The 26,970-nt window shown below is 69.7% G+C and carries 25 protein-coding genes; 17 read left to right on the forward strand and 8 right to left on the reverse strand.

Annotation, left to right across the window (positions count from 1 at the left end; all coding sequences use genetic code 11):
• Nucleotides 1-95 precede the first annotated feature (95 nt).
• Nucleotides 96-758, forward strand: coding sequence for a trimeric intracellular cation channel family protein (locus KVY00_RS13460; RefSeq protein ID WP_223043381.1), 663 nt, complete (start codon nucleotides 96-98; stop codon nucleotides 756-758).
• Nucleotides 759-805: 47 nt separating this feature from the next.
• On the opposite strand, the gene KVY00_RS13465 is transcribed toward KVY00_RS13460, so the two are convergent.
• Together KVY00_RS13465 and KVY00_RS13470 are read right to left on the reverse strand one after the other, a co-directional pair.
• Complete coding sequence (locus tag KVY00_RS13465) at nucleotides 806-2,077, reverse strand: MFS transporter (RefSeq protein WP_223043382.1); 1,272 nt, start codon at nucleotides 2,075-2,077, stop codon at nucleotides 806-808.
• Nucleotides 2,078-2,099: 22 nt separating this feature from the next.
• Nucleotides 2,100-3,113: a DsbA family protein gene (locus tag KVY00_RS13470; protein ID WP_223043383.1), complete on the reverse strand. Its 1,014-nt coding sequence runs from the start codon at nucleotides 3,111-3,113 to the stop codon at nucleotides 2,100-2,102.
• Between the two features lie 69 nt (nucleotides 3,114-3,182).
• Between KVY00_RS13470 and rsmI the strand changes: the two genes are divergently transcribed.
• From rsmI to KVY00_RS13520, 10 genes are all read left to right on the forward strand, one after another.
• The gene (gene rsmI, locus KVY00_RS13475; RefSeq protein ID WP_223043384.1) at nucleotides 3,183-4,016 is read left to right on the forward strand and encodes a 16S rRNA (cytidine(1402)-2'-O)-methyltransferase; all 834 of its coding nucleotides are present in this window, start codon (nucleotides 3,183-3,185) and stop codon (nucleotides 4,014-4,016) included.
• The gene (locus tag KVY00_RS13480) at nucleotides 4,013-4,501 is read left to right on the forward strand and encodes a hypothetical protein (protein ID WP_223043385.1); all 489 of its coding nucleotides are present in this window, start codon (nucleotides 4,013-4,015) and stop codon (nucleotides 4,499-4,501) included. Before rsmI ends, KVY00_RS13480 begins: the two co-directional genes overlap by 4 nt.
• An 84-nt stretch (nucleotides 4,502-4,585) precedes the next feature.
• A complete protein-coding gene (locus tag KVY00_RS13485) occupies nucleotides 4,586-5,638 on the forward strand; it encodes an FKBP-type peptidyl-prolyl cis-trans isomerase (protein WP_255572653.1) in 1,053 nt (350 codons plus the stop codon).
• A 95-nt stretch (nucleotides 5,639-5,733) separates the two neighbouring features.
• A complete protein-coding gene (gene dxr, locus KVY00_RS13490) occupies nucleotides 5,734-6,825 on the forward strand; it encodes a 1-deoxy-D-xylulose-5-phosphate reductoisomerase (RefSeq protein WP_223043386.1) in 1,092 nt (363 codons plus the stop codon).
• 217 nt (nucleotides 6,826-7,042) lie between these two features.
• Nucleotides 7,043-8,530, forward strand: a complete 1,488-nt coding sequence (locus tag KVY00_RS13495; RefSeq protein ID WP_223043387.1) for a M50 family metallopeptidase — start codon at nucleotides 7,043-7,045, stop codon at nucleotides 8,528-8,530.
• A gap of 187 nt (nucleotides 8,531-8,717) precedes the next feature.
• A complete protein-coding gene (locus KVY00_RS13500; protein ID WP_223043388.1) occupies nucleotides 8,718-10,118 on the forward strand; it encodes a M15 family metallopeptidase in 1,401 nt (466 codons plus the stop codon).
• 92 nt (nucleotides 10,119-10,210) lie between these two features.
• Nucleotides 10,211-11,341: a flavodoxin-dependent (E)-4-hydroxy-3-methylbut-2-enyl-diphosphate synthase gene (gene ispG / locus KVY00_RS13505; RefSeq protein ID WP_223045331.1), complete on the forward strand. Its 1,131-nt coding sequence runs from the start codon at nucleotides 10,211-10,213 to the stop codon at nucleotides 11,339-11,341.
• A 10-nt stretch (nucleotides 11,342-11,351) separates the two neighbouring features.
• Nucleotides 11,352-11,822: an SRPBCC domain-containing protein gene (locus KVY00_RS13510; RefSeq protein ID WP_223043389.1), complete on the forward strand. Its 471-nt coding sequence runs from the start codon at nucleotides 11,352-11,354 to the stop codon at nucleotides 11,820-11,822.
• Nucleotides 11,823-11,853: 31 nt separating this feature from the next.
• A complete protein-coding gene (locus KVY00_RS13515; protein ID WP_223043390.1) occupies nucleotides 11,854-12,972 on the forward strand; it encodes an LOG family protein in 1,119 nt (372 codons plus the stop codon).
• 62 nt (nucleotides 12,973-13,034) lie between these two features.
• Nucleotides 13,035-13,997, forward strand: a complete 963-nt coding sequence (locus tag KVY00_RS13520; protein ID WP_223043391.1) for a GGDEF domain-containing protein — start codon at nucleotides 13,035-13,037, stop codon at nucleotides 13,995-13,997.
• Nucleotides 13,998-14,034: 37 nt separating this feature from the next.
• Here KVY00_RS13520 and KVY00_RS15685 read toward each other — a convergent pair whose 3' ends face one another.
• From KVY00_RS15685 to KVY00_RS13540, 5 genes are all read right to left on the reverse strand, one after another.
• Nucleotides 14,035-14,172, reverse strand: a complete 138-nt coding sequence (locus KVY00_RS15685; RefSeq protein WP_394358289.1) for a hypothetical protein — start codon at nucleotides 14,170-14,172, stop codon at nucleotides 14,035-14,037.
• Nucleotides 14,118-14,435 carry a type II toxin-antitoxin system ParD family antitoxin gene (locus KVY00_RS13525; protein WP_223043392.1) on the reverse strand — a complete coding sequence of 106 codons (318 nt, stop codon included), beginning with the start codon at nucleotides 14,433-14,435 and terminating at the stop codon, nucleotides 14,118-14,120. The genes KVY00_RS15685 and KVY00_RS13525 overlap by 55 nt, the downstream gene beginning before the upstream one ends.
• Before the next feature lie 71 nt (nucleotides 14,436-14,506).
• Complete coding sequence (locus KVY00_RS13530; RefSeq protein WP_223043393.1) at nucleotides 14,507-16,900, reverse strand: ATP-binding cassette domain-containing protein; 2,394 nt, start codon at nucleotides 16,898-16,900, stop codon at nucleotides 14,507-14,509.
• Between the two features lie 38 nt (nucleotides 16,901-16,938).
• Nucleotides 16,939-17,721, reverse strand: a complete 783-nt coding sequence (locus KVY00_RS13535; protein WP_223043394.1) for a response regulator — start codon at nucleotides 17,719-17,721, stop codon at nucleotides 16,939-16,941.
• Complete coding sequence (locus KVY00_RS13540; protein ID WP_255572654.1) at nucleotides 17,711-18,994, reverse strand: ATP-binding protein; 1,284 nt, start codon at nucleotides 18,992-18,994, stop codon at nucleotides 17,711-17,713. Before KVY00_RS13540 ends, KVY00_RS13535 begins: the two co-directional genes overlap by 11 nt.
• Nucleotides 18,995-19,132: 138 nt before the next feature.
• Between KVY00_RS13540 and KVY00_RS13545 the strand changes: the two genes are divergently transcribed.
• The 4 genes from KVY00_RS13545 (at nucleotide 19,133) to KVY00_RS13560 (ending at nucleotide 23,755) form a co-directional block, all read left to right on the forward strand.
• Nucleotides 19,133-20,173 carry a tripartite tricarboxylate transporter substrate binding protein gene (locus KVY00_RS13545; protein ID WP_223043395.1) on the forward strand — a complete coding sequence of 347 codons (1,041 nt, stop codon included), beginning with the start codon at nucleotides 19,133-19,135 and terminating at the stop codon, nucleotides 20,171-20,173.
• Nucleotides 20,170-20,784 (forward strand): tripartite tricarboxylate transporter TctB family protein, encoded by a 615-nt coding sequence (locus tag KVY00_RS13550; RefSeq protein WP_223043396.1) that lies wholly within the window; start codon nucleotides 20,170-20,172, stop codon nucleotides 20,782-20,784. The genes KVY00_RS13545 and KVY00_RS13550 overlap by 4 nt, the downstream gene beginning before the upstream one ends.
• Nucleotide 20,785: 1 nt before the next feature.
• Nucleotides 20,786-22,306 (forward strand): tripartite tricarboxylate transporter permease, encoded by a 1,521-nt coding sequence (locus tag KVY00_RS13555; RefSeq protein ID WP_223043397.1) that lies wholly within the window; start codon nucleotides 20,786-20,788, stop codon nucleotides 22,304-22,306.
• Nucleotides 22,307-22,747: 441 nt separating this feature from the next.
• Nucleotides 22,748-23,755, forward strand: a complete 1,008-nt coding sequence (locus KVY00_RS13560) for a CPBP family intramembrane glutamic endopeptidase (protein ID WP_223045333.1) — start codon at nucleotides 22,748-22,750, stop codon at nucleotides 23,753-23,755.
• Between the two features lie 149 nt (nucleotides 23,756-23,904).
• Here KVY00_RS13560 and aroQ read toward each other — a convergent pair whose 3' ends face one another.
• Entirely contained in the window at nucleotides 23,905-24,345 is a 441-nt protein-coding gene (aroQ, locus tag KVY00_RS13565; protein WP_223043398.1) for a type II 3-dehydroquinate dehydratase, read from the reverse strand.
• Between the two features lie 127 nt (nucleotides 24,346-24,472).
• On the opposite strand from aroQ, the gene trmB reads away from it, so the two are divergent.
• Nucleotides 24,473-25,219 (forward strand): tRNA (guanosine(46)-N7)-methyltransferase TrmB, encoded by a 747-nt coding sequence (gene trmB, locus KVY00_RS13570; RefSeq protein WP_223043399.1) that lies wholly within the window; start codon nucleotides 24,473-24,475, stop codon nucleotides 25,217-25,219.
• 53 nt (nucleotides 25,220-25,272) lie between these two features.
• Nucleotides 25,273-26,649: an MFS transporter gene (locus tag KVY00_RS13575; protein WP_223043400.1), complete on the forward strand. Its 1,377-nt coding sequence runs from the start codon at nucleotides 25,273-25,275 to the stop codon at nucleotides 26,647-26,649.
• Nucleotides 26,650-26,970: the final 321 nt, after the last annotated feature.

A 26,970-nucleotide genomic window follows, 5' to 3' on the forward strand; every position in this document is an offset into this window, starting at 1 on the left:
CAACGTCGACGCCCGATCCGATATTCCGTCCGACGGGCTCGCGGCCGGCAGACGCGAGCCGACGGCCCAACCGTGTTCGCCGGTAGAATCGGCCCGTGCTGAGCGACGCCGTCTACGAGATACTGCAGCTTTCCGGCATTCTCGCATTCGCGATCTCGGGCGCCCTCGTCGGCGTGCGGCGACGACTCGACATCCTCGGCGTGGTGGTGGTCGGCTCGTTCACCGGCGTCGGCGGCGGGATCGTGCGCGACATGCTGCTGGGCGTGCACCCGCCCGTGTCGTTCACGCACTGGCCGAACCTCGCGGTCGCCGTTGCGGGTTCGCTCGCGGTCTTCTTCATCCACCCCGGCATCACGCGCATCCGCCACTTCGAGGTCGTGTTCGACGCGTTCGGTCTGGGCCTGTTCTCCGCGAACGGAGCCGCAACCGCGCTCGCCGCGGGCCAGACCCCGCTCACCGCGATCCTCGTCGGCACGATCACCGCGATCGGCGGCGGCGTGATCCGCGACGTGCTCGTCAACACCGTGCCCGGCGTGCTCACGCGCGAGCTCTACGCCGTGTCGGCTCTGCTCGGGGCGGGGATCGCGGTGGCGATCATGGCGCTCGGCGGCGGGAACGGCCTGGCGTCCCTGGTGGGAGGAGCCGGGGCGATCCTCCTGCGTCTCACCTCGGTCGCGCGCGGGTGGCACCTGCCCAAACCGCGCATCGGCCGGGAGCGGAGCCCTGGTGACTCGCAGGAGGCTCCCGGGGAGGGCTGAGCCGCACTGAGGACCGCGGGACCGGCGCCTCAGCGGCCGACGGAGGCTCAGTCGAGGTCGACGGGACCGGTGCTCAGCGAGGGCTCGGGCCCGGCGGGTGTGAGCATCCAGTTCACCGCACCGGCGACCACGGCGAGCACCGCCGAGATGAGCGGCAGCAGCAGCGCGGCCCGCGTGCCGGCCTCCGCTGAGACGACCCCCGTCACCGCCGCCGCGATGGACTGGCCCACCATCAGCCCGGATCCGAGCATGGTCATCACCGTCGCCGAGCGGCCCTCGGGGCTGCGCCGCGCGCCGAAGCTGTAGAGGGTGACGAGCAGCGGGCCGATCCCGATTCCCATCATCGCGAGGCTCAGCAGCATGCGCGGCAGGTCCTCCGCGGTCTGCAGCAGAGCGGTGCCGGCCAGAATCATCAGCGCGAAGACCAACCAGCGCGCTCGCAGCGTGAAGCGCGGGGGCAGCAGCGCCACGCCGATGGCGAAGATCGCGGATCCGATGCCCATCACGCCGTACACGAGGCCGGCGCTCTCGGCGTCGCCGCGATCCTGCATGAACGACGTGAGCGATGTCAGCATCGAGCCGAAGAAGAAGCCCACGGTGACGATCCCGAACACCGTGATGAGCAGCGCCGGCCGCCACAGCTCCGAGACGGGACCGAGGGTGGCGGCGCGCTCCTCGGCAGTCTTCGCGGGGGCGCTCGTGCGGTGCACGGCGAAGGCGGTGACGAAGCAGAGGGTGAGGATCGCGGCTCCGGCGATCGGGGCCCACGCCCCCAGCGTGGTGGCGAGTGCTCCGACGGCGACGGGGCCGAACACGAAGATGACCTCGTCGGCGGCCGACTCGTATGCGAGCACCGTCGAGAACAGGCGGGGCCGACGCTCGCGCGGCAGGTCGTTCGAGATGATCGTGACGAGCCTGGAGCGCGACATCGGGGAGATCTGCGGCACGGTCGCACCGACGGCGAACGAGGTGAGGAACAGCACCCAGGTCGGGGCGGGGCTGAACGCGACCCAGGCGAGCGCGCCGAGCATGACGCTGTTCACGGCTCCGGCGATGAGCAGCGTGGGGCGCTGCCCGAAGCGGTCCGCGGCGGCGCCGATCAGGGGGCCGATCACGGCGATGCCGAGGCCGACCATCGCCGAGTTGAGACCGCCGAGCTCGACGGAACCGCGCGCGGACACGACGAGGGTGAGCACGCCGATCACCATCATGGCGAAGGGCAGCCTCGCCACCAGCGCGACCGGGTAGTAGAGGATGCCGGTGCGCGAGGTCAGCGTGGGAGCGGGCTGCGGAGGGCTCTGCCGAGGGGGTGCATGCATAGCCGACCGAGTCTAGCAGCGGTCAGCCGAGTTCGACGCCCTGCTGCTCGAGGAACGCCCGGAAACTCGCGCTGTCGCCCGGATCGCCCGGGTACGGCACACCATCGACCAGCACGAGCGGGGTGCCGGTAACCATGAGCTCGGGATCCACCGCTCCCGGCACCGGGTTCGCGAACACCCAGTCGTTGAGGGCCTGCGTGAACGGCACGAAGCGCTCCTGCTCGATGCACGAGCTCGCATCGCCGTTCAGGCCGCCGGTCGCGCGGTCGAGTTCGTCGAGGATCGCCGCGTTGTCGTGCCCCGGTCCGTTCTCTGCGGGCTGGAAATCGGGATCGATCAGCGCGCTGTGCGCCCGCCACGCCACCTCCGGCTGCGCATCGGCTACGCACGCGAGGGCGCCGGCGGCCCGCGAGGAGTAGTAGCTGCCCTGGGACACCCGATCCAGGAAGGTCAGCGGGTGCAGCTCGAGCACCGCACCGCCTCCCTGCACGGCCTGCTCGAGCGTGTCCGCGTTCGCGTCCTCGAAGCGCGCGCAGAAGGGGCAGCGGTAGTCGAGGTAGACGCGGATGTGGTGCTGCGCCCCGATCTCCGAGGCGTCGAGCGGCACGGGCAGCGCGTTGTCCTCGGGCGCCTGGGAAGCGATGACGCCGATCCCGTCGCCCTCATCGTCCCCCGAGAACAGCACGCCGCCCGTGACCATGTTCGCCGGCCACTCGACCGCCCCGCTCTCCGACGAATCGCCGCCCGGGGCCTCGGCGCGCGAGTCGTCTTCCTCGAGCGGCGCGGCGGCCGGCCGGTCGCCGCCCGCGTCCGACCCCAGCTTCGCCGAGACGTACCAGACCATGAGCCCCGTGAACAGCAGAGCGACGAGCGCGGCGGCGATCCAGATCATCACGCGCTTCTGCCCGCGATCCCCTCGGCCGGCCGCCTCCGCGTCAGCGAAGGGGTTCGCCGGCGGGGCGCTGAGGCGCTCGGCATCCCGAGGGTCGAGGGGATTCTGGGAGCCCTGAGGGTCCGGGGCAGACGTTTCGCTCATGCCCCACATTCTGGCAGCACCCCCTGACAGCGGCGCCCCGCGTCAATCCGGCGGGGCTACGATTGACGCATGATCCTCCTCGCGGCAACGCCCATCGGCAACCTGGGGGACGCATCAGCCCGCCTCCGCGAAACGCTCGAGACAGCGACCGTGATCGCGGCCGAGGACACGCGCCACACCGCTCAGCTGCTGCGCCTGCTCGGTATCGGCAACCGCCCCGAGCTGCTCGCGCTGCACGACCACAACGAGCACGAGAAGGCCGCGGCCCTCGTGGAGCGGGCGGCAGGCGAGGACGTCGTACTCGTGAGCGACGCGGGCATGCCGACCGTGTCGGATCCCGGTTTCCGAGTGGTGCAGCTCGCGGCCGAGCAGGGTGTCGAGGTCAGCGCGATCCCCGGCCCCAGCGCGGTCATCACCGCGCTCGCCGTTGCCGGGCTGCCCACCGATCGCTTCGCGTTCGAAGGGTTCCTGCCGCGCAAGGCGGGGGAGCGATCCCGCGCGCTCGCGGCGCTCGCAGCCGAGCGCCGCACGCTGGTGTTCTTCGAGGCGCCGACCCGGCTCGCGGCCTCACTCTCCGACCTCGCCGCCGCCTTCGGGGCGGAGCGCCCCGCCGCCGTCTGCCGTGAACTCACCAAGCTGCACGAGGAGGTGCGCCGGGGATCGCTCGGAGAGCTCGCCGAATGGGCCTCTGAGGGCGTGCGCGGCGAGATCGTGGTGGTGGTCGGCGGCGCACCCGACGTGGCGGTGTCGGCCGAGACGGCACTCGCCGAGGTGCAGCAGCGCGTCGAGGAGGGCGAGCGGCTCAAAGACGCGACCCGCGCCGTCGCCGAGGCGACCGGGCTCTCGGCGCGCGAACTGTACGCTGCGGCGCTCGACGCCCGCGCTGAAGGAGGACGGGCATGAACCGGGAGACGGTGACCGAGCGCGGCCGGATGACGATCGAGCTATGGCGGATCGTGCTGCCCGTGCTGTGGTTCGGCATGGTCGCGGCGATCTCGTTCATCGAGGCTCCGCTCAAGTTCCAGGCGCCCGGCATCACGATTCCGCTGGGGCTCGGGATCGGGCGGCTCGTGTTCGCGGTGCTGAACATCGTCGAGGCCGCGATCCTGCTCGCCTACACCCTGCTCTGCTTCTGGCCGGCAGCGACCCGCATCGCGGGAGCCCGCCTCTGGACATGGATCGCTCTGCTGCTCGTCTTCGTGTTCAAGCTCACGGTCGTGCGGCCGCCGCTGAACGCGCGCACCGATCTCGTGCTGCAGGGGGCGGATCCGGGGCAGTCGCCGTGGCACTACGTCTACATCGTGTGCGATCTCGCCACCATGGTGCTGCTCGTCGTGGTCGCGATGGGCGCGGTCCGGGCGCTGCTGCCTCCGAAGCCGACGCGCTGAGCGGCGCCCCGCTCCGGTCGTCGCTCTCAGGTGACGGGCAGCCGGGTGCGAAATACTGAACCGGTTGCGCCAATACCTCATCAGGTGTCAGGAAGTCAGGTACTCGTGAAGCTCTCCTCCGTTCTCCTGCCCGCGGCTCTCGCCGGGGCTCTGCTCTTGTCGGGCTGCGCGGGGGGTGGTGCCGGGAAGGACTCCTCGGGAGCCGACTGCGTGCCCGCCGGCGAGGCGAGCAAGAGCATCGCGGTGAAGGGCGATGTGGGTACGGACCTGGAGCTGACCTCGAAGACTCCCGTCTCCGCCGATGAAATGCAGCGGTCGGTGCTCAAGGAGGGCGAGGGCGACGTCGTCGAGAACGGGCAGAGCATCGGCGTCGCGATGACGATGTTCAACGGCTCGGACGGGTCCGTGCTGCAGCAGTTCCCCGAGACCGCCGTGCCGTTCGACGAGGGACAGCTCATGCCCTGGGCGAACGAGGGCATTCGCTGCGCGGTGCCGGGCGAGCAGGCCGCCATCGTGGCGCCCTACGCCGATGTGCTCGGCAATGTGCCGCCCGAGCAGAGCGGAAACGAGAACCTGAGCGAGGACGATTCGATCGTCATCGTCATGCAGTTCGGCGAGGTCACGGCGGGCGAGCCGGGCGAACTCAAGCCCGATGAGCTGCTGAAGAAGGCGGAGGGCAAGGCGAAGAAGGCCCCCGAGGGGTTCCCCAGCGTGAAGCTCGCCGAGGACGGATCCCCGACCATCACCATGCCCGAGGGCGTCGAGGCGCCCTCGGAGCTCGAAGTCGCCACGCTCATCGAGGGAGACGGCGAAGAGGTGCAGCCCGGCGATCGGGTCTACGTGCACTACCGCGGTGTGATCTGGCGCACCGGCGAGGAGTTCGACTCGAGCTGGAAGGGCGGGCAGCCCGTCCCGTTCCTCACGAACGAGGTGATTCCCGGGTTCACGAAGGCGCTCGAGGGACAGAAGGTCGGCTCGCAGATCATCTCGGTCGTGCCGCCCGCCGAGGGCTACGGTGATCAGACCGAGGCGAGCCTCAAGCGCTCGAACCCCGACTTCGACGTCACGAACGACGACACCCTGGTCTTCGTGCTCGACATCCTCGGCACCGTGCACGCCGACGACTCGGCGAAGTAACCGGGTATCCGCTCGCAGCCCCGCCCGCTCCCTTCGACGATCTCGGGGAGCCTGCGGGGCTGCGTCGTCTCCGGCGAACCGACAGAATGGGAGTCATGAAGCGCATCGTCATCCTCGGGTCCACCGGTTCGATCGGAGAGCAGGCGCTCGACGTCGTCCGCAAGAACCCCTCGAAGTTCCAGGTCGTCGGTCTGGTCGCGGGGTCGCAGGCGGATCGGGTTCGGGATCAGGCCGACGAGTTCAACGTCGAGCACACCGCGCTCGGCGCCGACGACGCGGCGAGGCTGATCCGCGACGTGCCCGCCGACGTCGTGCTCAACGGCATCACCGGCTCCATCGGCCTCGGCCCCACCATCGCCGCGCTCGAGGCCGGTCGCACGCTCGCTCTCGCCAACAAGGAGTCCCTCATCGTCGGCGGCGACCTCGTCACCGGCCTCGCGAAACCCGGGCAGATCGTGCCCGTCGACTCCGAGCACTCGGCGCTCGCCCAGGCGCTGCGGTCGGGCAGCTCCGACGAGGTGCGGCGGCTCGTGCTCACCGCGTCCGGCGGGCCCTTCCGCGGTCGCAGCCGCGAATCGCTGCGCGACGTGACCCCGGAGCAGGCCCTCGCGCACCCCACCTGGAACATGGGGCGCGTCGTCACCACCAACTCGGCCACCCTCGTCAACAAGGGGCTCGAGGTGATCGAGGCGCACCTGCTCTTCGGCGTCTCCTACGGCGACATCGACGTGGTCGTGCACCCGCAGTCGATCGTGCACTCCATGGTCGAGTTCATCGACGGCTCGACGATCGCGCAGGCCTCCCCGCCCGATATGCGGCTGCCGATCGCGCTCGGCCTCAGCTGGCCGAATCGGGTCGGCAACGTCGGGGCGCCGCTCGACTGGACCCGCGCGACCTCCTGGGAGTTCGAGCCGCTCGACACCGAGGCGTTCCCCGCGGTCGATCTCGCGAAGGAGGTCGGCCGGGCGCGGCGCACCTACCCGGCGGTCTACAACGCCGCGAACGAGGAAGCGGTCGAGGCGTTCCACGCGGGCCGCATCGGCTTCCTCGACATCGTCGACACGGTGCGCGACGTGCTCGAGGCGCACACCGCGCCCGAGCAGCTCACCCTCGAGTCGCTCGCGGAGGCGGAGCGCTGGGCGCGCGAGCGAGCCGAGAAGGTGATCGCGGCCCGATCCTCGCGCTGATCCCGCCCGACTCCGGTTCGCGGCTCTGCCCCGCGCGGCTGCGCCCGCTTTGCTTCCCAACGGCACCGATCGACGTTCAAGCACCGATTCCGTGGAAATCGAGGTGCTTGAGGCTCGATCGGTGCGTCGAGGCGGAGCCGGCGGCGCCGAGGCGGAGCCGGGCGGTCGTGGAGGGACCTCCCCGAGATTCCACAGCGCGGCGCAGTAGCCTGAGCTGGTGATTGAGGTGCTGCTGTACGTGCTCGGGATCCTGATCGTGCTGGTCGGGCTCGCGGTCTCGATCGGCCTGCACGAGATCGGCCACCTGCTGCCCGCGAAGCTGTTTGGCGTGAAGGTGACGCAGTACATGGTCGGCTTCGGCAAGACCCTGTGGTCGCGCAAGAAGGGCGAGACGGAGTACGGAGTCAAAGCGATCCCGCTCGGCGGCTATGTCGCGATGATCGGCATGTATCCGCCTCAGAAGCCGGGGGAGGCACCACGCGAATCGACGACGGGCTTCCTCAACACCGTGGTGGAGGAGCGGCCGGCGCTCGGTCATCGATCCGGTACGAGCGATGCGATCGCGGAGATCGAGCGGATCGGGGATCCCGAGCCCGCCGCGACGACCACCACCGAGACGCCCGCCGACTCCGTCCCGGGCGAGGCGCGTCGCGGTATTGCAGGGATGGTCGACGACGCCCGGATCGCGAGCGGTGAGACGATCGCCGAGGGCGAGGATCACCGCTCCTTCTACCGCCTGCCGGTCTGGAAGAAGATCGTGATCATGCTCGGCGGACCCCTCATGAACCTCGTGCTGGCGTTCGTGTTCTTCGGCATCGTGCTCGTGGGATTCGGCGTGCCGCAGTCGAGCACCACGCTCGGCAGCGTGAGCGAGTGCCTGGTGCCCGCGGGCAGCACCGCGACCTCGTGCGGGCAGGGAGACCCGGCGGCCCCCGCGGCCGCTGCGGGGATGCTGCCCGGCGACCGGATCCTGGAGGTGAACGGGACGGACATCGACAGCTGGGAGCAGTTCCGCGGTATTGTCGCGGACGCTCCGGGGCAGAGCCTCCGCGTGCTGATCGAGCGCGACGGGGCCGAACGCGCACTCTCCCTGACGCCGCAGCCGAACGCCCGCATCGTCGTCGATGGAGCGGGGCAGCCGGTGGTCGACGCGCAGGGCGACCCGGTCACCGAGACGGTCGGCATGATCGGAGCCGTCGCCGCGACCGAGACCGTCTCGCAACCCATCACTGCCGTGCCCGCGTTCGTCGGCGAGAATGTGCAGCAGGTCGCCGGGGTGATCGTGCGATTGCCGCAGCGCATGGTCGACATCTGGAACGCCGCGTTCGGAGCGGAAGAGCGAGACCCGAACGGGCCCATGAGCGTGGTCGGCGTCGGTCGGCTCGCGGGTGAGATCGTGAGCCTCGACGAGGCCCCGATCGCCACGCGCGCATCGGGCGTCATCGGGCTGCTGGGATCCCTCAACGTCGCCCTCTTCGTCTTCAACCTGGTGCCGCTCATGCCGCTCGACGGCGGTCACGTCGCCGGCGCGCTGTACGAGGGGGCGAAGCGCGGGATCGCGCGGATCCGGCGCAAACCGGACCCGGGCCCCGTCGACACCGCTCGTATGGTTCCGGTGACCTTCGTGGTGGTGGTCGCGCTCGGCGCCATGTCGCTGCTGCTCATGTACGCCGACATCGTGAAACCGGTCTCGTTCTTCGGGTGAGGGCGCCCGGGGGGAGCGGGTGCGGCCCCCGGTGCCATAACCGTCACCCTCCCCGGTGCCGTCGACGAGATGACGCTCGATGCCCCCGGAACCTTCGAAGAGGGGCCGCACGCGTCATCTCGATCGAGACCGGACCCGGCCGACACGGTCCATGGGCCTGTCAGAGGCTGCTCTTAGACTGGATCGCGTGAACGAGCAGAGCAACACCCCGTCCGTGCTCGACCCCGGGGCGCAGCCACGCCCGCGCCGGAACAGACGGCGGAACTGGGTCTGGGGCCTCGCGACGCTCGCCGCCGTACTCGTCGTGGCGGTGGGGGTCGCCGGGACGATCCGCTGGATCGACGAGCGAGGCGCCCGAGAGGAGTATCGAGCGGCGGTCGAGCGCTGGGACGCGTCGTCCGAGGATGCTGCCCATGCTCGTCTGAGTAAAGCACTCGACGGCCTCGACGGTGAGACGGCCGCGGCGCAGGCGCTCGCCGAGGCGCTGCCCGAGCCTCTGGTCGGAACGGAGGCGAAGACCGCGCTCGCCGGGGCCGTGGCCTCGGCGCGTGAGGCCGCCGAGCAGCACGGCGCCGCGGTCGAGAGCGAAAGCCCGGTGCGGAGCGGCGATCGCCGGAGCCCCGACGAGCTCAGGGCCGCCGCTCAGGAAATCGAAGCGGCGCTCAAGGAGCGCGCAGATGAGGAGCGCGCCGCCGAGGCCTCGCTCGCCGTCGTGGCCGAGCAGCGGTCGGCGGTCGTGAGTGCCGCCGACGCCGCAGTGGAGGCACTGGCCGCGTCGGCGGCCCAGCAGGCGGAGCCGTTGACGGAGGCCTCGCCGGAGGCCAAACAGGCACTCGAAGAGGCGAGCGGCGCCGTGGTCGAGGCCCCGCTCCCGGACGCAGCCTCCTCTGCGACGGCGCTCACCGCGGCGCTCGAGACGGTGAGGGCCGAGCACGACGCCGCCGCTGCCGAGGAAGCAGAGAAAGCGCAGGAGGAAGCCCGAAAGGAAGCCCGAGCAGGAGCGGACTCCGGCGATCCGGCTTCGATCACGGTCGTGGTGAACAAGCAGCGGCCGCTGAACCCGATCTCCTGGGAGCCGGGCGACCTGCGCATGCCCGCCGGGATCCCGAACACCAACGGTCAGCCGGTGCGCGCCGAAGCCGCGACCGCGCTCGAATCGATGTACGCGGAGGCCTCGGCTGCGGGGCTGCCGTTCACGATCACGAGCGCCTACCGCAGCTACAGCCTGCAGGTGTCGCTGTTCGAGAGCTACGCCGCGCGCGACGGCGTGGCGGCCGCCGAGACCTATTCGGCGAGGCCGGGGCACTCCGAACATCAGACGGGGCTGGCCGTCGATCTCGACGACGGCTCAGGATGCGCGTTCGAGAGCTGCTTCGGTGAGACGGCGACGGGGCAGTGGCTGCGTGAGAACGCGCACCGCTTCGGCTTCATCCTGCGCTACGACGCCGGTCAGGAGCCGGTGGTCGGCTTCATCTACGAGCCGTGGCACTTCCGATACGTCGGTACGCAGGTGGCGGGCGATATGCATGAGCGCGGGATCAAGAATCTCGAGGAGTACTTCGGGTTGCCCGCCGCGCCGAGCTACTGAGGCTCGCGGGGCCCGCCCGGTTCGGGCTCATCATCGGGCGGCGCACAGCGGGCAGCGGTAGACTCTCGTGCGTGGCAGCAGTGAATCTAGGAATGCCGAAGGTCCCCGAGGTCCTCGCCCCCCGGCGCAAGTCCCGGCAGATCAAGGTCGGTTCGGTGATGGTGGGCGGCGACGCCCCCGTCTCGGTGCAGTCGATGACCACGACGCCCACCACCGATATCAACGCGACCCTGCAGCAGATCGCCGAGCTGACGGCGTCGGGATGCGACATCGTGCGTGTGGCCTGCCCCTCGCGCGACGACGCCGAGGCGCTGCCCATCATCGCGAAGAAGAGCCAGATCCCGGTGATCGCGGACATCCACTTCCAGCCGAACTACGTCTACGCGGCCATCGACGCCGGCTGCGCGGCGGTGCGCGTCAACCCGGGTAACATCCGCAAGTTCGACGATCAGGTCGGTGAGATCGCGAGGCGCGCCAAGGCCGCGGGCGTTTCGATCCGCATCGGCGTGAACGCCGGCTCGCTCGATCCTCGTCTGCTGCAGAAGTACGGCAAGGCCACCCCCGAGGCGCTCGTCGAGAGCGCGATCTGGGAGGCATCGCTCTTCGAGGAGCACGACTTCCACGACTTCAAGATCTCGGTCAAGCACAACGACCCGATCGTCATGGTGAAGGCCTACCGTCAGCTCGCCGAGCGCGGCGACTGGCCGCTGCACCTCGGTGTGACGGAGGCCGGCCCCGCCTTCCAGGGCACCATCAAGAGCGCCACCGCGTTTGGCATCCTGCTCTCCGAGGGTATCGGCGACACGATCCGCGTCTCGCTCTCGGCGCCCCCGGTCGAAGAGGTGAAGGTGGGCCTTCAGATCCTGCAGTCGCTCAACCTCCGCGAGCGCAAGCTCGAGATCGTGTCGTGCCCCTCCTGCGGCCGCGCTCAGGTCGATGTGTACACGCTCGCCGATGAGGTCACGAAGGGCCTCGAGGGCATGAGCGTGCCGCTGCGCGTGGCGGTGATGGGCTGCGTCGTCAACGGTCCAGGTGAGGCGCGCGAGGCCGATCTCGGTGTCGCGAGCGGCAACGGCAAGGGTCAGATCTTCGTGAAGGGCGAGGTCATCAAGACCGTCCCCGAGAGCGAGATCGTCGCTACGCTCATCGAGGAGGCGAACCGGATCGCCGACGAGATGGGCCACACGGCCGGCACGGGCGCGCCCGAGGTCATCACGGTCTGAGGCCCGCATCATGCCGCGCACAGACACCGCCGCTCGCGAGGTCGCCGCTGCGCCGGACAGCGTCTACGCCGCGTTCGTCGACCCCGACGCACTGCTCGTCTGGCTGCCGCCGGCCGGCATGCGCGCCGCTTTCGAGCGGTTCGACGCGCGGCCGGGCGGCTCGTACCGGATGGTGCTGAGCTATGAGGATCCCGCCGCTTCGCCCGGCAAGCGCGGGGACGGCACCGATGCGGTGGAGGCGCGCTTCGTCGAGCTCGTTCCGGGCGAGCGCGTGGTGCAGGATATCGACTTCGAGTCGCCCGATCCGGCTTACCGCGGCACCATGCGCATGACGTGGCGAGTGTCGGCCGGAACCGGAGGCCCGAACAGCAGCCGGGTCGAGATCCGGGCGGAGAACGTGCCGTCGGGGATCTCTGCGGCGGAGCACGCGGTCGGCCTCGCATCGTCGCTCGCCAATCTCGCGAGGATGCTCGAGACCTGAGCCGCGCCCCGCGACCTCTAGACTCGAGGGCATGAGTGAGGGGCGAGCGGAAGAGGAACTGGACGCGCTGCGGGGGCGGATCGCCGAGCTGCTCGACGAGGCCGGAGTGCGAGGGCAGCGCAAGCTGATCACCCAGCTCGTCGAGACGAGTGTCGGCCTCGGGCAGGACGGCACGAACCGTGCGAATCTCAAGCTGTCGGCGGCGGCCCTGACGGAGATGCGGCGCGCATTCCGCATCTTCGCGGCACACGACGGCACCCCCAAGGTCACGATCTTCGGCTCGGCCCGCACGCGACTCGGGGATCCGCTCTGGGAGCAGGCCGAGGCCGTGGCGGAAGGCCTCGCCGCACTCGGCTGGATGCTGGTCACCGGCGCGGGGCCCGGCATCATGGAGGCCGCGGCGAGGGGTGCGGGCCCGGCGCAATCGCTGGGTGTCTCGATCCGGCTGCCCTTCGAGGAGAAGCCGAACGACATGATCAACCAGGACGGCAATCACGTCGCGATGAAGTACTTCTTCACGCGCAAGCTCATGCTGGTCAAGGAGTCGAGCGGTTTCGTCTGCCTGCCGGGCGGGTTCGGCACGCTCGATGAGACCTTCGAGCTGCTGACGCTGCAGCAGACGGGCAAGATGGCGCCCACGCCGATCGTGCTGCTCGACCGCCCGGGAGGCACGTTCTGGCGCGGATTCGAGGGGTTCGTGCGGGAGCAGCTCGCCGAGTACGGCATGGTGTCGGCGGGTGATCTCGACCGGGTGCTCATCACCGACTCGGTCGATGCCGCGGTGTCGGAGATCGCGGGATTCTGGAGCAACTACGATTCGCTGCGCTGGGTGCCGGATCGCGGCCCGGCCGGGGCGGGCCCCGGCAGGCCTGCGCCGCCTGCGGCAGAGGTGCGGTACGACCGTCTCGTGCTGCGGCTCCGCACGGCTCCGAACGAGCAGCAGATCGCGGAGCTGAACCAGCGCTTCGCCGACCTGATCGCGAGCGGACGCATCGAGCTCGCCGATCCTGCGCCCGAGGAGGTGGCGGATCGGGATCGCCTCGAGCTCGCACGGATCTCGTTCGTGCCGCAACCGCGTGCGATCGGATCTCTGCATACTCTGATCCGCGCGTGCAATGAACTCGCCGCGAAGAAGCAAGGGGACGCATAGACTGGAGTTGATACACAGCTGTGTGAGGGGTGCGGGTGGTCAGATCGGGAGATGCTGAAGGCGTGCTCGCGTGGATTCGCAAGCGGAGCACGATGTACTCGGTTGCCACCGCGACCCTCTGCGTCGTGTTCACCGTGCTGCTGTTCTCCGATCTGTTCCTGCCGGGAGGCCCGCGGCTCGGCTATCCGATAGCGGTCGCGCTCATGCTCCTGTCGGCCGTCGCCGCCTTCGTGTTTCTCGTGCTCGGCGACAGGCTCGGATTTTGGCCGGCCCTCGCGGTCGCCACCGCCAACGGCGTCATGATGGTGCTCGACTTCACCCTGCTGCGCGTGCCGACCAACACCATCGGGTCCTTGATCCAGCTGCCGGTGCTGGCGCTCTACCTCGGCGTCTTCCTGCGCCCGCTCGCGGCGCGGGTCATGGAGGCCGGTGTGCTGCTGGCCGTGCTCTCCGCCGCCGTGCTGGGGCACGCGGGAACCGACGTCTTCTACGGCGGGAGGAACCTGCTCAAGACCATGGTCTTCGTCTGGGTCTGTCTCGAAGCCGGGATCTACGCTCGGAAACGATTCAGGCGCGAGACCCATGTCGACAGCCTGACCGGCCTGCTGAACCGGCAGGGCCTCCTCGACCGCGCCTACGCCGAGCGGGCGCGCGCCAGCCGGAGTGAGCGCCCGATCAGCGTTGCGATGATCGATCTCGATCGTTTCAAGCAGATCAACGACACCCGGGGTCACAGCGCGGGCGACTACGTGCTGCGCGGTCTGGCGGGGCAGTGGAAGACGCAGTTGCGCGAGAGCGACATCATCGCGCGGCTCGGCGGCGATGAGTTCGTGGTCGTGCTGCCCGACACCGACGCCGAGACCGGGCGCGGCGTCATGGAACGCCTCAACGGGCACTCGTCGCACCCCTGGTCGTGGGGCCTCGTCGAGTGGCGGGCCGACGAGAAGCTCTCCCACGCGATCGCCAACGCCGACGGCGAGATGTACCGAGACAAAGCATCGCGTCGGGATCCGACCGAGCGATAACCCGCCCGAGCGGGAGGGCCGCGGTTAACCGGATGATTCAACCGATAAGCGAGGGGATATCCCGTCGTGCGTGCAGCAAGCGGATGATTTCGATTCGATCCGTTTGCTCACGATAGAGCATCAGGTAGGGGAATCCCGGAGTTGCACGATGGCGCAGCTGCTCGAAGTTGAGGATCTGGGCGTAGCGTTGGGAACCGAGCGAAGGATGTTCGGCGATTTCCCCTGCTGTCTCATGCGCTCCATGACTTCGTCATGCGACATCCCGGAATCCCCGGAGTCGATGCCCTCCTGAAGAAGATCACGGAGCTGCTGCTTCGCCTGCTCCTGCTCGAGCAGGGCGTGCAGGTACTCGACGACCGTTCCGTAGCCGCCTTCAGCGACCTTGCGATCGACGAACGCCTGCGCGTCTTCGCTCAATGAAACGGTGATCTCGCTCATGCGCTGATTCTATGCCGCCCTGATCGAGTCGTGTCAACCGGTCGTCGCCTGAACGAAAAACAGCGGTTCGGTCAGCCCGCCACGTACTCGGCCAGGTGCTCGCCCGTGAGCGTCGACCTCGCCTCGACCAGCTCGCGCGGCGAACCCTCGAACACGATCGTGCCGCCCTGCTGGCCGGCGCCGGGTCCGATGTCGATGATCCAGTCGGCGTGCGCCATGACGGCCTGGTGATGCTCGATCACGATCACGCTCTTGCCCGCGTCGACGAGGCGGTCGAGCAGTTCGAGCAGCTGCTCGACGTCCGCGAGATGCAGGCCGGTGGTGGGCTCGTCGAGCACGTAGACGTCGGCGTCGTCGATCATGTGGATGGCGAGCTTGAGGCGCTGCCGCTCGCCGCCCGAGAGGGTCGAGAGCGGCTGCCCGAGCTTCAGGTAGCCGATGCCGACGTCGACGAGGCGGTCGAGGATCTTGGCGGCCTTCGGGATCTTCGCCTCAGCCCCGGCGTCGGAGCGTCCCGAGAAGAACTCGCGCGCCTCCGACATCGACAGGTCGAGCACCTCGGCGATGTTCTTGCCGCCGAGGGTGTACTGCAGCACCTCGGAATCGTAGCGCTTGCCGTCGCAGACCTGGCAGACGCTCTCCATCGTGGCCATCATGCCGAGATCGGTGTAGATGATGCCCGCGCCCTTGCACTCGGGGCATGCGCCTTCGGAGTTGGCGCTGAAGAGCGCGGGTTTGACGCCGTTCGCCTTCGCGAAGGCGGTGCGCACGGGATCGAGCAGGCCCGTGTACGTGGCGGGGTTGGAACGGCGCGAACCCTTGATCGCACCCTGATCGACGGCGACGACCCCCTCGCGGTTCGAGACGTAGCCGTGGATGAGCGAGCTCTTGCCCGAACCGGCGACGCCCGTGATCGCGCACAGCACGCCGAGCGGCACGTCCACGTCGACGTTCTGCAGGTTGTGGCGATCCGCCCCGCGCACCTCGATGGAGCCGTTCGCCGAGCGCACGCTCTCCTTGAGCTTCGCCCGGTCGTCGAGGTGCTTGCCGGTGAGGGTCTCCGAGGCGCGCAGCGCCTCGACCGTGCCCTCGAAGCAGATCTCGCCGCCGTTCGTGCCGGCCCGGGGGCCGAGGTCGACGACGTGGTCGGCGATCGCGATCATCTCGGGCTTGTGCTCGACGACCAGCACCGTGTTGCCCTTGTCGCGCAGCTTGAGCAGCAGCTGGTTCATGCGCTGGATGTCGTGGGGGTGCAGGCCGACGGAGGGCTCGTCGAACACGTAGGTGGCGTCGGTGATGGGGGATCCGAGGTGGCGGATCATCTTGGTGCGCTGGGACTCGCCGCCCGAGAGCGTGCCCGTCGGCCGATCGAGGCTGAGGTAGCCGAGACCGATCTGCACGAAGGAGTCGAGCGTATCGCTGAGCTTGCCGATGAGCGGCGCCATGCCCGGATCGTCGATGCCCCGCACCCACTCGGCCAGGTCCGAGATCTGCATCGCGCACACGTCGGCGATCGACCGGCCGTCGATCTTCGAGGATCGGGCCGTGGCGTTGAGACGCGTGCCGTCGCACTCGGGGCAGGGGCGGAAGACGATCGCGCGATCCACGAACGCCCGGATATGAGGCTGCATGGCCTCGCGATCCTTCGAGAGCATCGACTTCTGAATGCGGGGGATGAGGCCCTCGTAGGTGAGGTTCACCCCCTCGACCTTGATCTTCGTCGGTTCCTTGCGCAGCAGATCGTCGAGCTCCTGCTCGGTGAAGTCGCGGATCGGCTTGTCCATGTCGAAGAGATCGGAGAAGAGGCGCCCCCACCAGCCGTCCATGCTGTAGCCGGGCACCTTCAGCGCGCCCTCCGACAGCGACTTGTCGGCGTCGTAGAGCTCGTCGAGCGCGAAGTCGCTCACGGTGCCCCGCCCCTCGCAGGTCGCGCACATGCCGCCCAGCACCTCGAAGCTGCGGCGCTCCTTGACCTTCTTGCCGCCCTTCTCGAGCGTGACGGCCCCCGCCCCGCTCACCGACGCCACATTGAAGGAGAACGCGTTGGGAGAGCCGATGTGCGGCTGCCCGAGCCGCGAGAAGACGATGCGGAGCATCGCGTTCACGTCGGTCGCGGTGCCCACGGTCGAGCGGGGGTTCGCCCCCATGCGCTCCTGGTCGACGATGATCGCGGTCGTGAGCCCCTCGAGCACGTCGACGTCGGGTCGCGACTGCGAGGGCATGAACCCCTGCACGAATGCGCTGTACGTCTCATTGATAAGGCGCTGGGACTCGGCGGCGATCGTGCTGAACACGAGCGAGCTCTTGCCGGAGCCGGAGACACCGGTGAAGACGGTGAGCCTGCGCTTCGGCAGGTCGACGCTGACGTTCTTCAGGTTGTGCTCGCGGGCGCCCTGCACGCGGATGCGATCGTGGCTGTCGGCGGGGTGGGTCGAAGGCTGCGGTGCGGCGTGCTCGTCGGTCATGGGGAAAGATTAGCGCGAGCCGCCGACATCGCACTTCTTCATTCCTGATCGCCGCCGGCGGGGGACGGGGCCAGCCGGTAGAGCACCTCCGGCCGACCGCGCTTGCCGTAGCGGTGCGCCAGATCGATGGTGCCCTCCGAGACGAGGTAGTCGAGGTAGCGCCGCGCGGTCGCCCGGGAGATCGTGCAGCGCTCGGCGAGCTCCGCGGCCGAGATCGTGGAGACGGGGTCGAGGGCGTCGACGACGCGCGCGAGCGTCACCTCGGAGAGCCCCTTCGGCAGTCTGGGCGGGGTCGTCGAGGGCAGGGGAGGCGCGGATCCGGCGGCTCTCCGCCAGTTTCGCGCCGATGCGGCCGGCAGCCGGATCCTGCCCGTCGAGAGCAGCCGGTCGATCTCGCCCTGGCCGAGGGGCCGCTCCCGCTCGTTGTGCTCGCGCGCCCGCCGTTCGGCACGGTAGACCCGCAACCGCTCCTGCAGGGCCTCCTGAGTGAAGGGCTTCACCAGATACCCGACGACGTGCGCCGCGAGCGCCTGGCGCACGGTGATCTGATCCCGGGACGAACTGATCACGAGTACATCGGGGGACCGCGATCCGAATGTGCGCAGCTGGTGCAGCACCTCGATGCCGCTGATGTCGGGGAGGCGCATATCGAGCAGGATCAGATCGACGCCCCCGCGCAATCCGCGGTCGATCGCGGCCTCGCCCAGCCCGACCGTGCCGGCCAGCGCGAATCCGGGCGTGCCCGAGACGAAGCGCCCGTGCAGGGAGCGTGCGCCCGGGTCGTCGTCGACGACGAGCACGCGGATCGGCTTATCGGCCATCGTCGTGCCCTCCGCCCTCGATCATGTCCATCTCGAACGAGAAGCGGGCGCCGCCCCACTCCGACCTGCCGAGCTCGACCGATCCGCCCCGCGAGGCGACCGTTCGCCGCACGAGGTCCAGCCCGAGCCCCCGGCCGACCCCCGAAGGGTCGGGCTTCGAGGAGTACCCGCGGGTGAAGATCCGCTCCGCGGCCCGGGGGTCCACGCCCGGACCGTCGTCCTCCACCACGCCGAACAGGCGCCGGGAGCGCTGCACGAGCGAGCAGCGCACGCGTGAGGCGCCCGCCTCGCCGGCATTGCGGCAGAGATTCGCGATCACGAGCACCGCATCGCGATCGATCTCGTCGGAGACCTCGATCCGCGTCTCGATCCGCGCCCCGAGCGCCCCGAGTTCGGCCCGCAGCGCCTCGACGGTCGCGCGCAGCAGCGGCTGCCCGGGCAGCACTCCGTCGCCACCGCCCTCGGTGAGCACGGGGGCCGCGTCATCGATGTAGTCGAGCGCCTCCTGCACGTCGCCGTGCGAGACGAGGCCGTGGATCACGTGCAGCCGCGTGTGGAACTCGTGGGTCTGCTCGCGGAGCGCCGCCGCCGTGCGCCGCACCCGCTCGTGCTCGCGGGCGGCGTCGGCGAGACGGCGGAAACGTCGTTCCAGGCCCGCCGCGAGCAGCGAGCTCGCCAGAGTCCCCAGCACCAGCGCGCCGAGCGCCCACGGCAGCAGCTGTCCCAGGGACTCGTCGTGCTCGGCCGAGATGTGCGACTCGAGGATGCCCACCGAGAGGGTGCCGATCACCCGGCTCCCGTCTCCGCCCTCGCGCACCGGCACCTTCGCGCGCAGCGTCGTTCCGAGGGTTCCGGTCTCGGTTCCGAGGAACTCCTCGCCCGCGAGCACCCTGGACGAGTCCGTCGACACGGGCTTTCCGCGCTCGGCGGGGGTGGGGTGGGTGATCCGGATCCCCGATGCGTCGGTGATGACGACGTAGTCGACGCCCGAGGCGTGCTCCACCACATCGGCCAGCGGCTGCAGCTCCGCCGTGGCGCGCTCACGGCCGCCCTCGGCATCGGCCGCCGCGATCCTCAGCGCCTCCCGCACCTGGCTCAGCTCCGCGAGCGTGATCGCCACCTCCCTCACGCGCTCGCCCGTCGCGGTGCGCAGGCTGCGCTCCTGCACCGACACGGCGATGGCCGTGGTGACGCCCACCGAAGCGAGCACGATGAGGCTCGGCAGCAGCAGGATCGCGAGACGCATCGCGACGGGCCTCACCCGTGTCGCCACCAGGCCACCCCCTCGGAGTCCGGATCGTGAGCATCAATGAGCACAAAGGCCCGGCACCGGGGTGAACCGGCCGGACCGTCTGTACATTCTAGTGACTACGTCAGATGACAACGGAGTCTGCACAGAGGAGTGAAATCAATGACGGCAGCATCAGCGGAGCCTGCTCAGGCACCGCCCCCGGAACAGCGGACGGGGAAGCGCACGGGCAGAATCATCGGGCGCGTGATCGGCGGGGCCATCGCGGTGGCCGCCGTCGGCTTCGCCTCGTACGGGTCGATCAGCTCGGCGGCGCTCGGATCCGACATCCGCAATTCGATGACCGTCATCGCACCCGCGGCCGCCGGTGGCGGATGGGACGGCGTGGCCCGCGAGATGCAGCAGGCCATGAAGGCGAACGGCATCGTGAACAACGTGCAGGTGGTCAACATGCCCGGAGCCGGCGGCACCATCGCGCTCGGAAACCTGTCGGTGCTCTCGGGGCAGCCCAACAACATCCTCGTGGGCGGCACCGGCCTCCTCGCGGCGACCATCCAGTTCGATTCGGCAGCCACGCTCGACGACGTCACGGCGCTCGCGACCATCGTCGAGGAGTACGACGTCATCGTCGTGCCGGCCGACTCGCCCTACCAGACGCTCGACGACCTGGTCGAGGCGTGGCGCGCCGATCCGAAAGCCCTGCCCTGGTCGGGCGGCGGATCCTTCGACCAGCTCGTGATCACCGATCTCGCGCTCGCCGCGGGCATCGATCCGGTCGACCTCACCTACATCCCGTCCGACGGCGGCGGCGAGGCGATCCAGGCCATGCTCAACGGCACCGTCGCGGCAGCAGCCGGCGGTTACCCCGACAACATCGATCAGATCGAGTCGGGCCGGCTCCGAGCGCTCGCGCTGGTCGCCCCCGAGCGGGTCGACGGCATCGACATCCCGACCGCCCGCGAGCAGGGGTACGACATCACCCTCACCAACTGGCGCTCGCTCTCCGCGCCGGCGGGCTTGAGCGACGACGACCGCGAGGCCCTCGTCGACCTGGTGCTCGAGACCGTCGAGACCCCCGAGTGGGACGACGCGATGGAGCGCTACCACTGGACCGAGAAAGTGCTCACCGGCGACGAACTCGAAGAGTTCCTCGGGGAGGAGCACGAACGCATCGCGCAGCTGTACAGGGAGATGGGGCAATGACGCACTCGAACAATCCCACCGCCGTCTCGGCGGTCATGGGCGAAGAGCTCGAGATCGGGAGGGAGAACCCCGGCGCCGCGCTGCTCAAGCAGCTCGTCATGCCCGCGATCCTCGTCGCCTTCGCCACCTATTTGCTCATCGGCATCCTCACGATGCGCGTGCCCGAGGGCGTCGTGTTCCCCGGGCCCCAGTTCTTCCCGTCGATCATCGCCGCCGGGCTCTACCTGTTCGCGGTACTGCTGGTCGTGCGGGCGGTGAGGGATCGCGCCGAGGCTGCAGCGGCGGCCGAGCGATCGGCCGCGGAGATCGAGCTGCTCACCGACGAGGAGGTCGCCGCGCTCGAAGCGGAGGCCGCGAAACGAGTCGGCATCGACTGGCGCTCCATGGCGTGGATCGTCGGCTCGTTCATCGGATTCGCGCTGCTGCTGCCCGTCCTGGGGTGGATCGTCGCGGCCGCGCTGCTGTTCTGGTGCGTGGCACGCGCCTTCGGATCCGAACGACCGATCTTCAACCTCGTCGTCGGTCTGACCGCGAGCTCGCTCGCCTACATCGCGTTCGACATGCTGCTCGGCCTCACGCTGCCGTCCGGCATCCTCGGTTGGGGGTTCTGACATGGATACGCTGCAACTCCTGGCAGAGGGCTTCGCGGGAGCCCTCACCTGGCAGAACCTGCTCTGGGTGGTGATCGGCTGTCTGCTCGGCACCGCGGTCGGCGTCATGCCCGGCCTCGGATCGTCGATGGCGGTCGCGCTGCTGCTGCCCATGACCTTCGCACTCGAGCCCACGGCGGCCTTCATCATGTTCTCCGGCGTGTACTTCGGCGGGCTCTTCGGAGACTCGACGATGAGCATCCTCATGAACATGCCCGGGCAGGCCTCGGCGATCGCCTCGACGTTCGAGGGGCACAAGATGGCGCTCAACGGCAGAGCCGCCCAAGCGCTCGCCACCGCGGCGATCGGCGCGTTCGTCGGAGGCTTTCTCGCGTCGATCGCGGTCGTCTTCATGGCGCCCGCGCTCGCCGACTTCTCGACGCAGTTCGGCCCCGCCGAGTTCTTCGCGCTCGCGCTCTTCGCCTTCGTCGCGACCTCCTCGGTGGTCACCGACAACCCCGTGAAGGGCCTCTCGTCGCTCTTCATCGGGCTCGGGATCGCGGTGATCGGCGTCGACGGCATCTCGGGTGCGCCGCGCTTCACGATGGACTCGCCCAACCTCTTCGACGGCGTCTCCCTCGTCACGGTGACGGTGGCGGTGCTGGCTCTCGGCGAGGTCATCTACGTCGCCTGCCTCGAACGGCACATCGGCGGCGGCAAGCTCATCAGGCCCAAGGGCCGCCCGTGGCTGTCGGGCCGCGAGTTCCGCGAAGCGCTGCCGGCCTGGCTGCGCGGTACGGCGATCGGCATGCCCTTCGGCGTCGTGCCCGCCGGCGGATCGGAGATCCCGACCTTCCTGGCCTTCGGCCTCGAGAAGAAGCTCGACGCGCGCCGCAAGAACCCGCAGTTCGGCAAGGGCGCGATCCGCGGTCTCGCAGCCCCCGAGGCCGCGGGCAACTCGACGACGGGCATGGCGATGGGCGCGCTGCTCGCCCTCGGCCTGCCGATCTCGGCGACCGCCGCCATCATGCTCGCGGCCTTCCGCCAGTACGGGCTGCAGCCGGGGCCGCTGCTCTTCGAGCGATCCTCCGAACTCGTGTGGGCGCTGCTCGCCAGCTTCTTCATCGCGATGATCGTGCTGCTGATCCTCAACCTGCCGTTCGCGATGGTGTGGGCGAAGCTGCTGCTGATCCCGCGGCCGTACCTGTACGCGGGCATCACGATGGTCTGCGCCCTCGGCATCTACGCCACGTCGGGCAAGACCTTCGACCTCATGCTGCTGCTCGTCGTCGGACTCGTCGGCTTCGTGATGCGCGCCGTCGACTTCCCGCTCGCGCCGCTCATCATCGGCATGGTGCTCGGCCCGCTCGCCGAGACGAGCCTGCGGGACGCCGCCATGAGCGCGAACGGCGACTTCTCGGTGCTCGTGCAGGGGCCGATCCCGCTCACCCTCTATTCCCTGCTGCTGCTCGTGATCGCGTTCGCCGTGCGCGGCAAGATCGTGGAGCGGAGGCGCGCGAAGGCGCTCGCCCCCGTCGGCTGAGCGGCGGGCTGCGGGCTGCCTGCTACGGCGGCCCGGGGCAGGCTGCTGCGGCGCTGCGGGGCCTGCGTGCTACGGCGGCGCGGCGGGTTGCGGCGCGGCGGGGCCATCCCCTCGAAAGGTCGAAAAGGGCTCCGATCCACGTGGATCAGAGCCCTTTTCGACCTTTCGGCGCGGCCTCTCGAGAGGTGGATCGATCGTACCCTGAGCTTGTCGAAGCGAGCGCAGGATCCGGCCCCGATCCTCCTCGAGATACGAATTTCGCACCCATGGACGCGGAAGGAGCTGCGAGATCCGTATCTCGAGCAGGGTGCCCGGGTCTCGGGCGAGCCGGCGACGTGACCGCGACACGACCCCTGGGCGGAGCGCCGTTACGCTGGGAGGGTGAACGCAGGGGGAGGATCGGCGCAGCCGCCACGCCCGCAGCCGGCACGCCCGCGGGCGATCGAGCCGCTGAGCCTGGCCGCCGCGCTCCTCGTTGTGCTCGCGGCCCCGGCGTTCTTCGTGCTCGAACTGCCGCTGCTCGGCTTCGCCCTGCTGGCCGGAGGGCTGCTTGTCGCGTGGGCGGGGTCGCGGGGTGCGGCGGTCGCGGGCGCTGAGCGAGGATCGGCTGCGGGATCGGGGTCGTGGGCGGGGCCCGCCGCGGGCGCCGCGTCGGGATTGGGATCGGGATCCGGATCAGGATCCCGATCCGCGCCGCGCCCGCCCAGCCTGCTGCGCGACCTCTCGCTCATCGCGATCGGGCTCGCGATCGTGCGCAGCATCCCGCTCGCAGCCGAGCTCGACGACTGGTCGATGGTGAAGTTCACGCTCGCCCTCGGCGGTGCCGTCGCGGTGCCGTACGTCGTCTCAAGGTGGGTGTACCGGGATCGCGCGACCGGGTTCCCATGGCGCGGGCGCGCCGAGGAGACGCGGAGCGTCGACTGCGCCCGCGGTGCCGCACACGGCGGCAGCCTACGGAGCGAAGCGAGAGGTGGCGCGGGCAAGCGATGGGGCCTGCTGCACTGGACGTGGCTCGCGGCGGTGCTCGTGCTGGGCTGGCTGATCCTGCCCTGGTACTTCATCAGCTCGGGGGTATACCTCAATTGGCCCGACGTCGACGACGCCGACCTCATCGCCCGGCTCTTCGTCGGCGTCGGAGCGGTCGGCATCTGGGACGAGCTCTTCTTCATCTGCACCGTGTTCGCCGTGCTGCTACGGCACTTCCCCGCGTGGGCCGCGAACCTGCTGCAGGCGGTGGTCTTCGTGTCGTTCCTCTGGGAGCTCGGCTACCGCGCCTGGGGGCCGCTGCTCACGATCCCGTTCGCGCTCGTGCAGGGGTACATCTTCCTGCGCACGCACTCGCTCGCCTACGTCGTGACCGTGCACCTGCTGTTCGACGCGGTCGTGTTCGCGGTGCTGGTCCACGCCCACAATCCGCAGCTGTTCGACGTGTTCTTGACGGCGCCGTAGCGGATTCCGGGCGCGATCCCGCTGCGCGCTCGAGTGAGACAGCCCATTCTTGACGAGCCGGCCTATGATTCACGCAACTTTCGGCCTGGCTCGATAGGAATAGGCTGCCTCGATCCTCAGCCATCACCCGCGCGCGGGCGACGCCCGGATCAGCCCGCCGTCAGCGCCGCCAGACGGCGTACCGCGAACTCGTAGCCCTGCACCCCGCAGCCCACGATCACGCACTGCGCGATGCCCGAGATGTAGGAGTGGCTGCGGAACTCCTCGCGCGCGTGCACGTTCGAGATGTGCACCTCTGCGACGGGAAGCGCGACCCCCGTCAGCGCGTCGCGCAGCGCGATCGAGGTGTGGGTGAAGGCTCCGGGGTTGATGATGATCGCGGCGCAGTCCTCGCGGGCCGCGTGGATGGCGTCGATGAGCTCGCCCTCGTGGTTGCTCTGCACGGCGCGCACCCCGAAGCCGAAGTCGGACGCGATGCGCGAGACGAGCGCCTCGACGTCTTCGAGGGTCTCCTCGCCGTAGATCTCGGGTTCGCGCGTGCCGAGCAGGTTGAGGTTCGGGCCGTTCACCAGGAGAAGTCGTCTGGACATGGGTCGTTCCCTCCGCTTCGAAGTGTTCTACCCATGGTACCGCCGCAGGGCTGCTCGCGGTCAGTCGTTCTCGCGATGCGGACGCGGGGAGAGTTCGGGATCGCCGACCGTGGGCTACCGTAGACGGGTGACCGACCAGCAGCCCCTGCCTCACAAGAATTTCGACCCCACCACGTTCCGCGACAAGCCGGTATCTTTCGTGCGCCGCAGCGGGCGCATGACGCCCTCGCAGACGCGGGCGTGGGAGGAGCATCGCGAGAAGTACGTGCTCGACATCGCGCACGGCCCCGCCGCGACGAGCGTGGCCGACGGGGCGACGGGCGATCCCGAGCAGATCTTCGGCAGGAAGGCGCCGCTCGTGGTCGAGGTCGGCTCCGGACAGGGCCACGCGATCCTGCACGCCGCCGAGCATCGTCGCGATACCGACTTCCTCGCCATCGAGGTGTTCCGCGCCGGGCTCGCCCGCACCATGATCCGCGCCGAGCTCGCGAAGCTCGACAACCTCCGCCTCGCCGAGGTCAACGCGCCCGAGCTGCTCGAGAAGTATCTGCCGGCGGGTTCGGTCGACGAGATCTGGGTGTTCTTCCCCGATCCCTGGAAGAAGGAGCGCCACAAGAAGCGGCGACTCGTGAGTGCCGACTTCGCGCGCATCGCGCACCGCGCGCTGAAGCCCGGGGGCGTGCTGCGGCTCGCGACCGACTGGGAGGACTACGCCGAGCAGATGCGCGAGGTGCTCGATGCCGCCGACGGTTTCGAGCGCGGCTTCGAGGGGGAGTGGGCGGATCGCTTCGACGGCCGCGTGCTCACCGCCTTCGAGCAGAAGGGCGCTGAGAAGGGGCGTCAGATCCGGGACTTGAACTACCTTCGCGTATGAATGTCCGGGGCCGGCTCCCATGAATGTCCGAGCCCCGCTCTAACATGTGAACCATGAGCGAAACCCACCCCTCCCTGTCGCAGCGTCTCGATGCGCTGCCCTTCACCCGCAAGCACGGGCGCGTGCTCACGGGGTCCGGGCTCGGGTGGGCCCTCGACGCCATGGACGTCGGCCTCATCTCGTTCATCATCGCGGCGCTGGTCGAGCACTGGGGCATCTCGAAGGGCGAGAGCGGCCTCATCGCCTCGATCGGCTTCCTGGGCATGGCGATCGGTGCGAGCCTCGGCGGCCTGCTCGCCGACCGGTTCGGGCGGCGCCAGGTGTTCGCGCTCACGCTGCTGGTCTACGGCGCGGCTACGGGGGCGAGCGCGCTCGTAGGCGGTATCGCTCTGCTGCTCGTACTGCGATTCTTCGTCGGGCTGGGGCTCGGCGCCGAGCTGCCCGTGGCCTCGACATACGTGAGCGAGTTCGCGCCGGCGCGCATCCGCGGCCGGCTCATCGTGATCCTCGAGGCCTTCTGGGCGGTGGGGTGGACCGCTGCGGCGCTGATCGGCTACTTCGTGGTGCCCGCCTCGGAGAACGGGTGGCGCTGGGCCTTCGCGCTCGGGGCGATCCCCGCCGTGTATGCGCTCATCGTGCGCTGGGGCCTGCCCGAGTCCCCTCGGTGGCTGGCCGGGCGCGGGCGCACCGCCGAAGCCGAGCGGATCGTGGGCGAGTTCGAGTCGTCCGCGGTCAGGGCCGGTCAGGCTGTCGAACCCGGTTCGCATGCCGAGCCCGGTTCGCATGTCGACCCTGTCGAAGCGCGCGAACCGGCCCACCGGCTCGGCGCCCGCTCCAGGCTCGGCGGACTCTGGTCGGCGGAGTTCCGACTGCGCACGGCCTCGATCTGGCTGGTGTGGTTCTGCGTGAACTTCGCCTACTACGGCGCATTCATCTGGATCCCGAGCATCCTCGTCGACGCGGGCTTCGACCTCGTGCGCTCGTTCGGATTCACGCTGATCATCACGCTCGCGCAGCTCCCCGGTTACGCGGTCGCGGCGTGGCTCATCGAGGTGTGGGGCCGGCGGCTGACGCTGTCGCTCTTCCTCATGGGGTCAGCGGTCTCGGCCGTGATCTTCGGCACGGTCCACGCCGAGGGTGCGACCATCGCCTCGGGCATGGCGCTCTCCTTCTTCAACCTCGGCGCCTGGGGTGCGCTCTACGCGGTCACCCCCGAGATCTACCCGACCTCGCTACGGGGTACGGGGGCGGGGTGGGCCGCGGGTGTGGGGCGCATCGCCTCGATCGTCGCTCCGCTGCTGGTGCCGCTCATGCTGGCTGCGGGCGGAGCGGGTCTCACCTTCGCGGTGTTCGCGGTGTTCTTCGTGGTCGCGGCCGGGGCGACCTGGGGCCTCGTGGATCGCCGGGGCGAGGCGCTCGACGATCGGTAGTCGGCGAGCGTCGCGTCCCCGACCGAGTGCGCCGTCGTCAACCCCCGCATGCAACGGCACCGATCGACGTTGGAGCACCCCGAGTTTCGGAATCGGGGTGCTCCAACGTCGATCGGTGCTGTCAGAGGTGCAGCGCGGGCGCCTCAATCAGCCAGCGCCGCGGAGGACGCCGGGCGCCGCGATCAGTCGCTGCAGCGGCAACGCTCGGCCTGGGGCACCCCGGCCAGGGCCTCCTCGACGTGCTCGCCGCAGCCCACCCAGGTCGGCTTGTTGCAGCTCTGGCAGGTCACTCGCTGGCACATGGTGGTTCTCCTTCGGGGT

This window comes from Leucobacter tenebrionis, from assembly GCF_019884725.1.
GTDB lineage: Bacteria > Actinomycetota > Actinomycetes > Actinomycetales > Microbacteriaceae > Leucobacter > Leucobacter tenebrionis.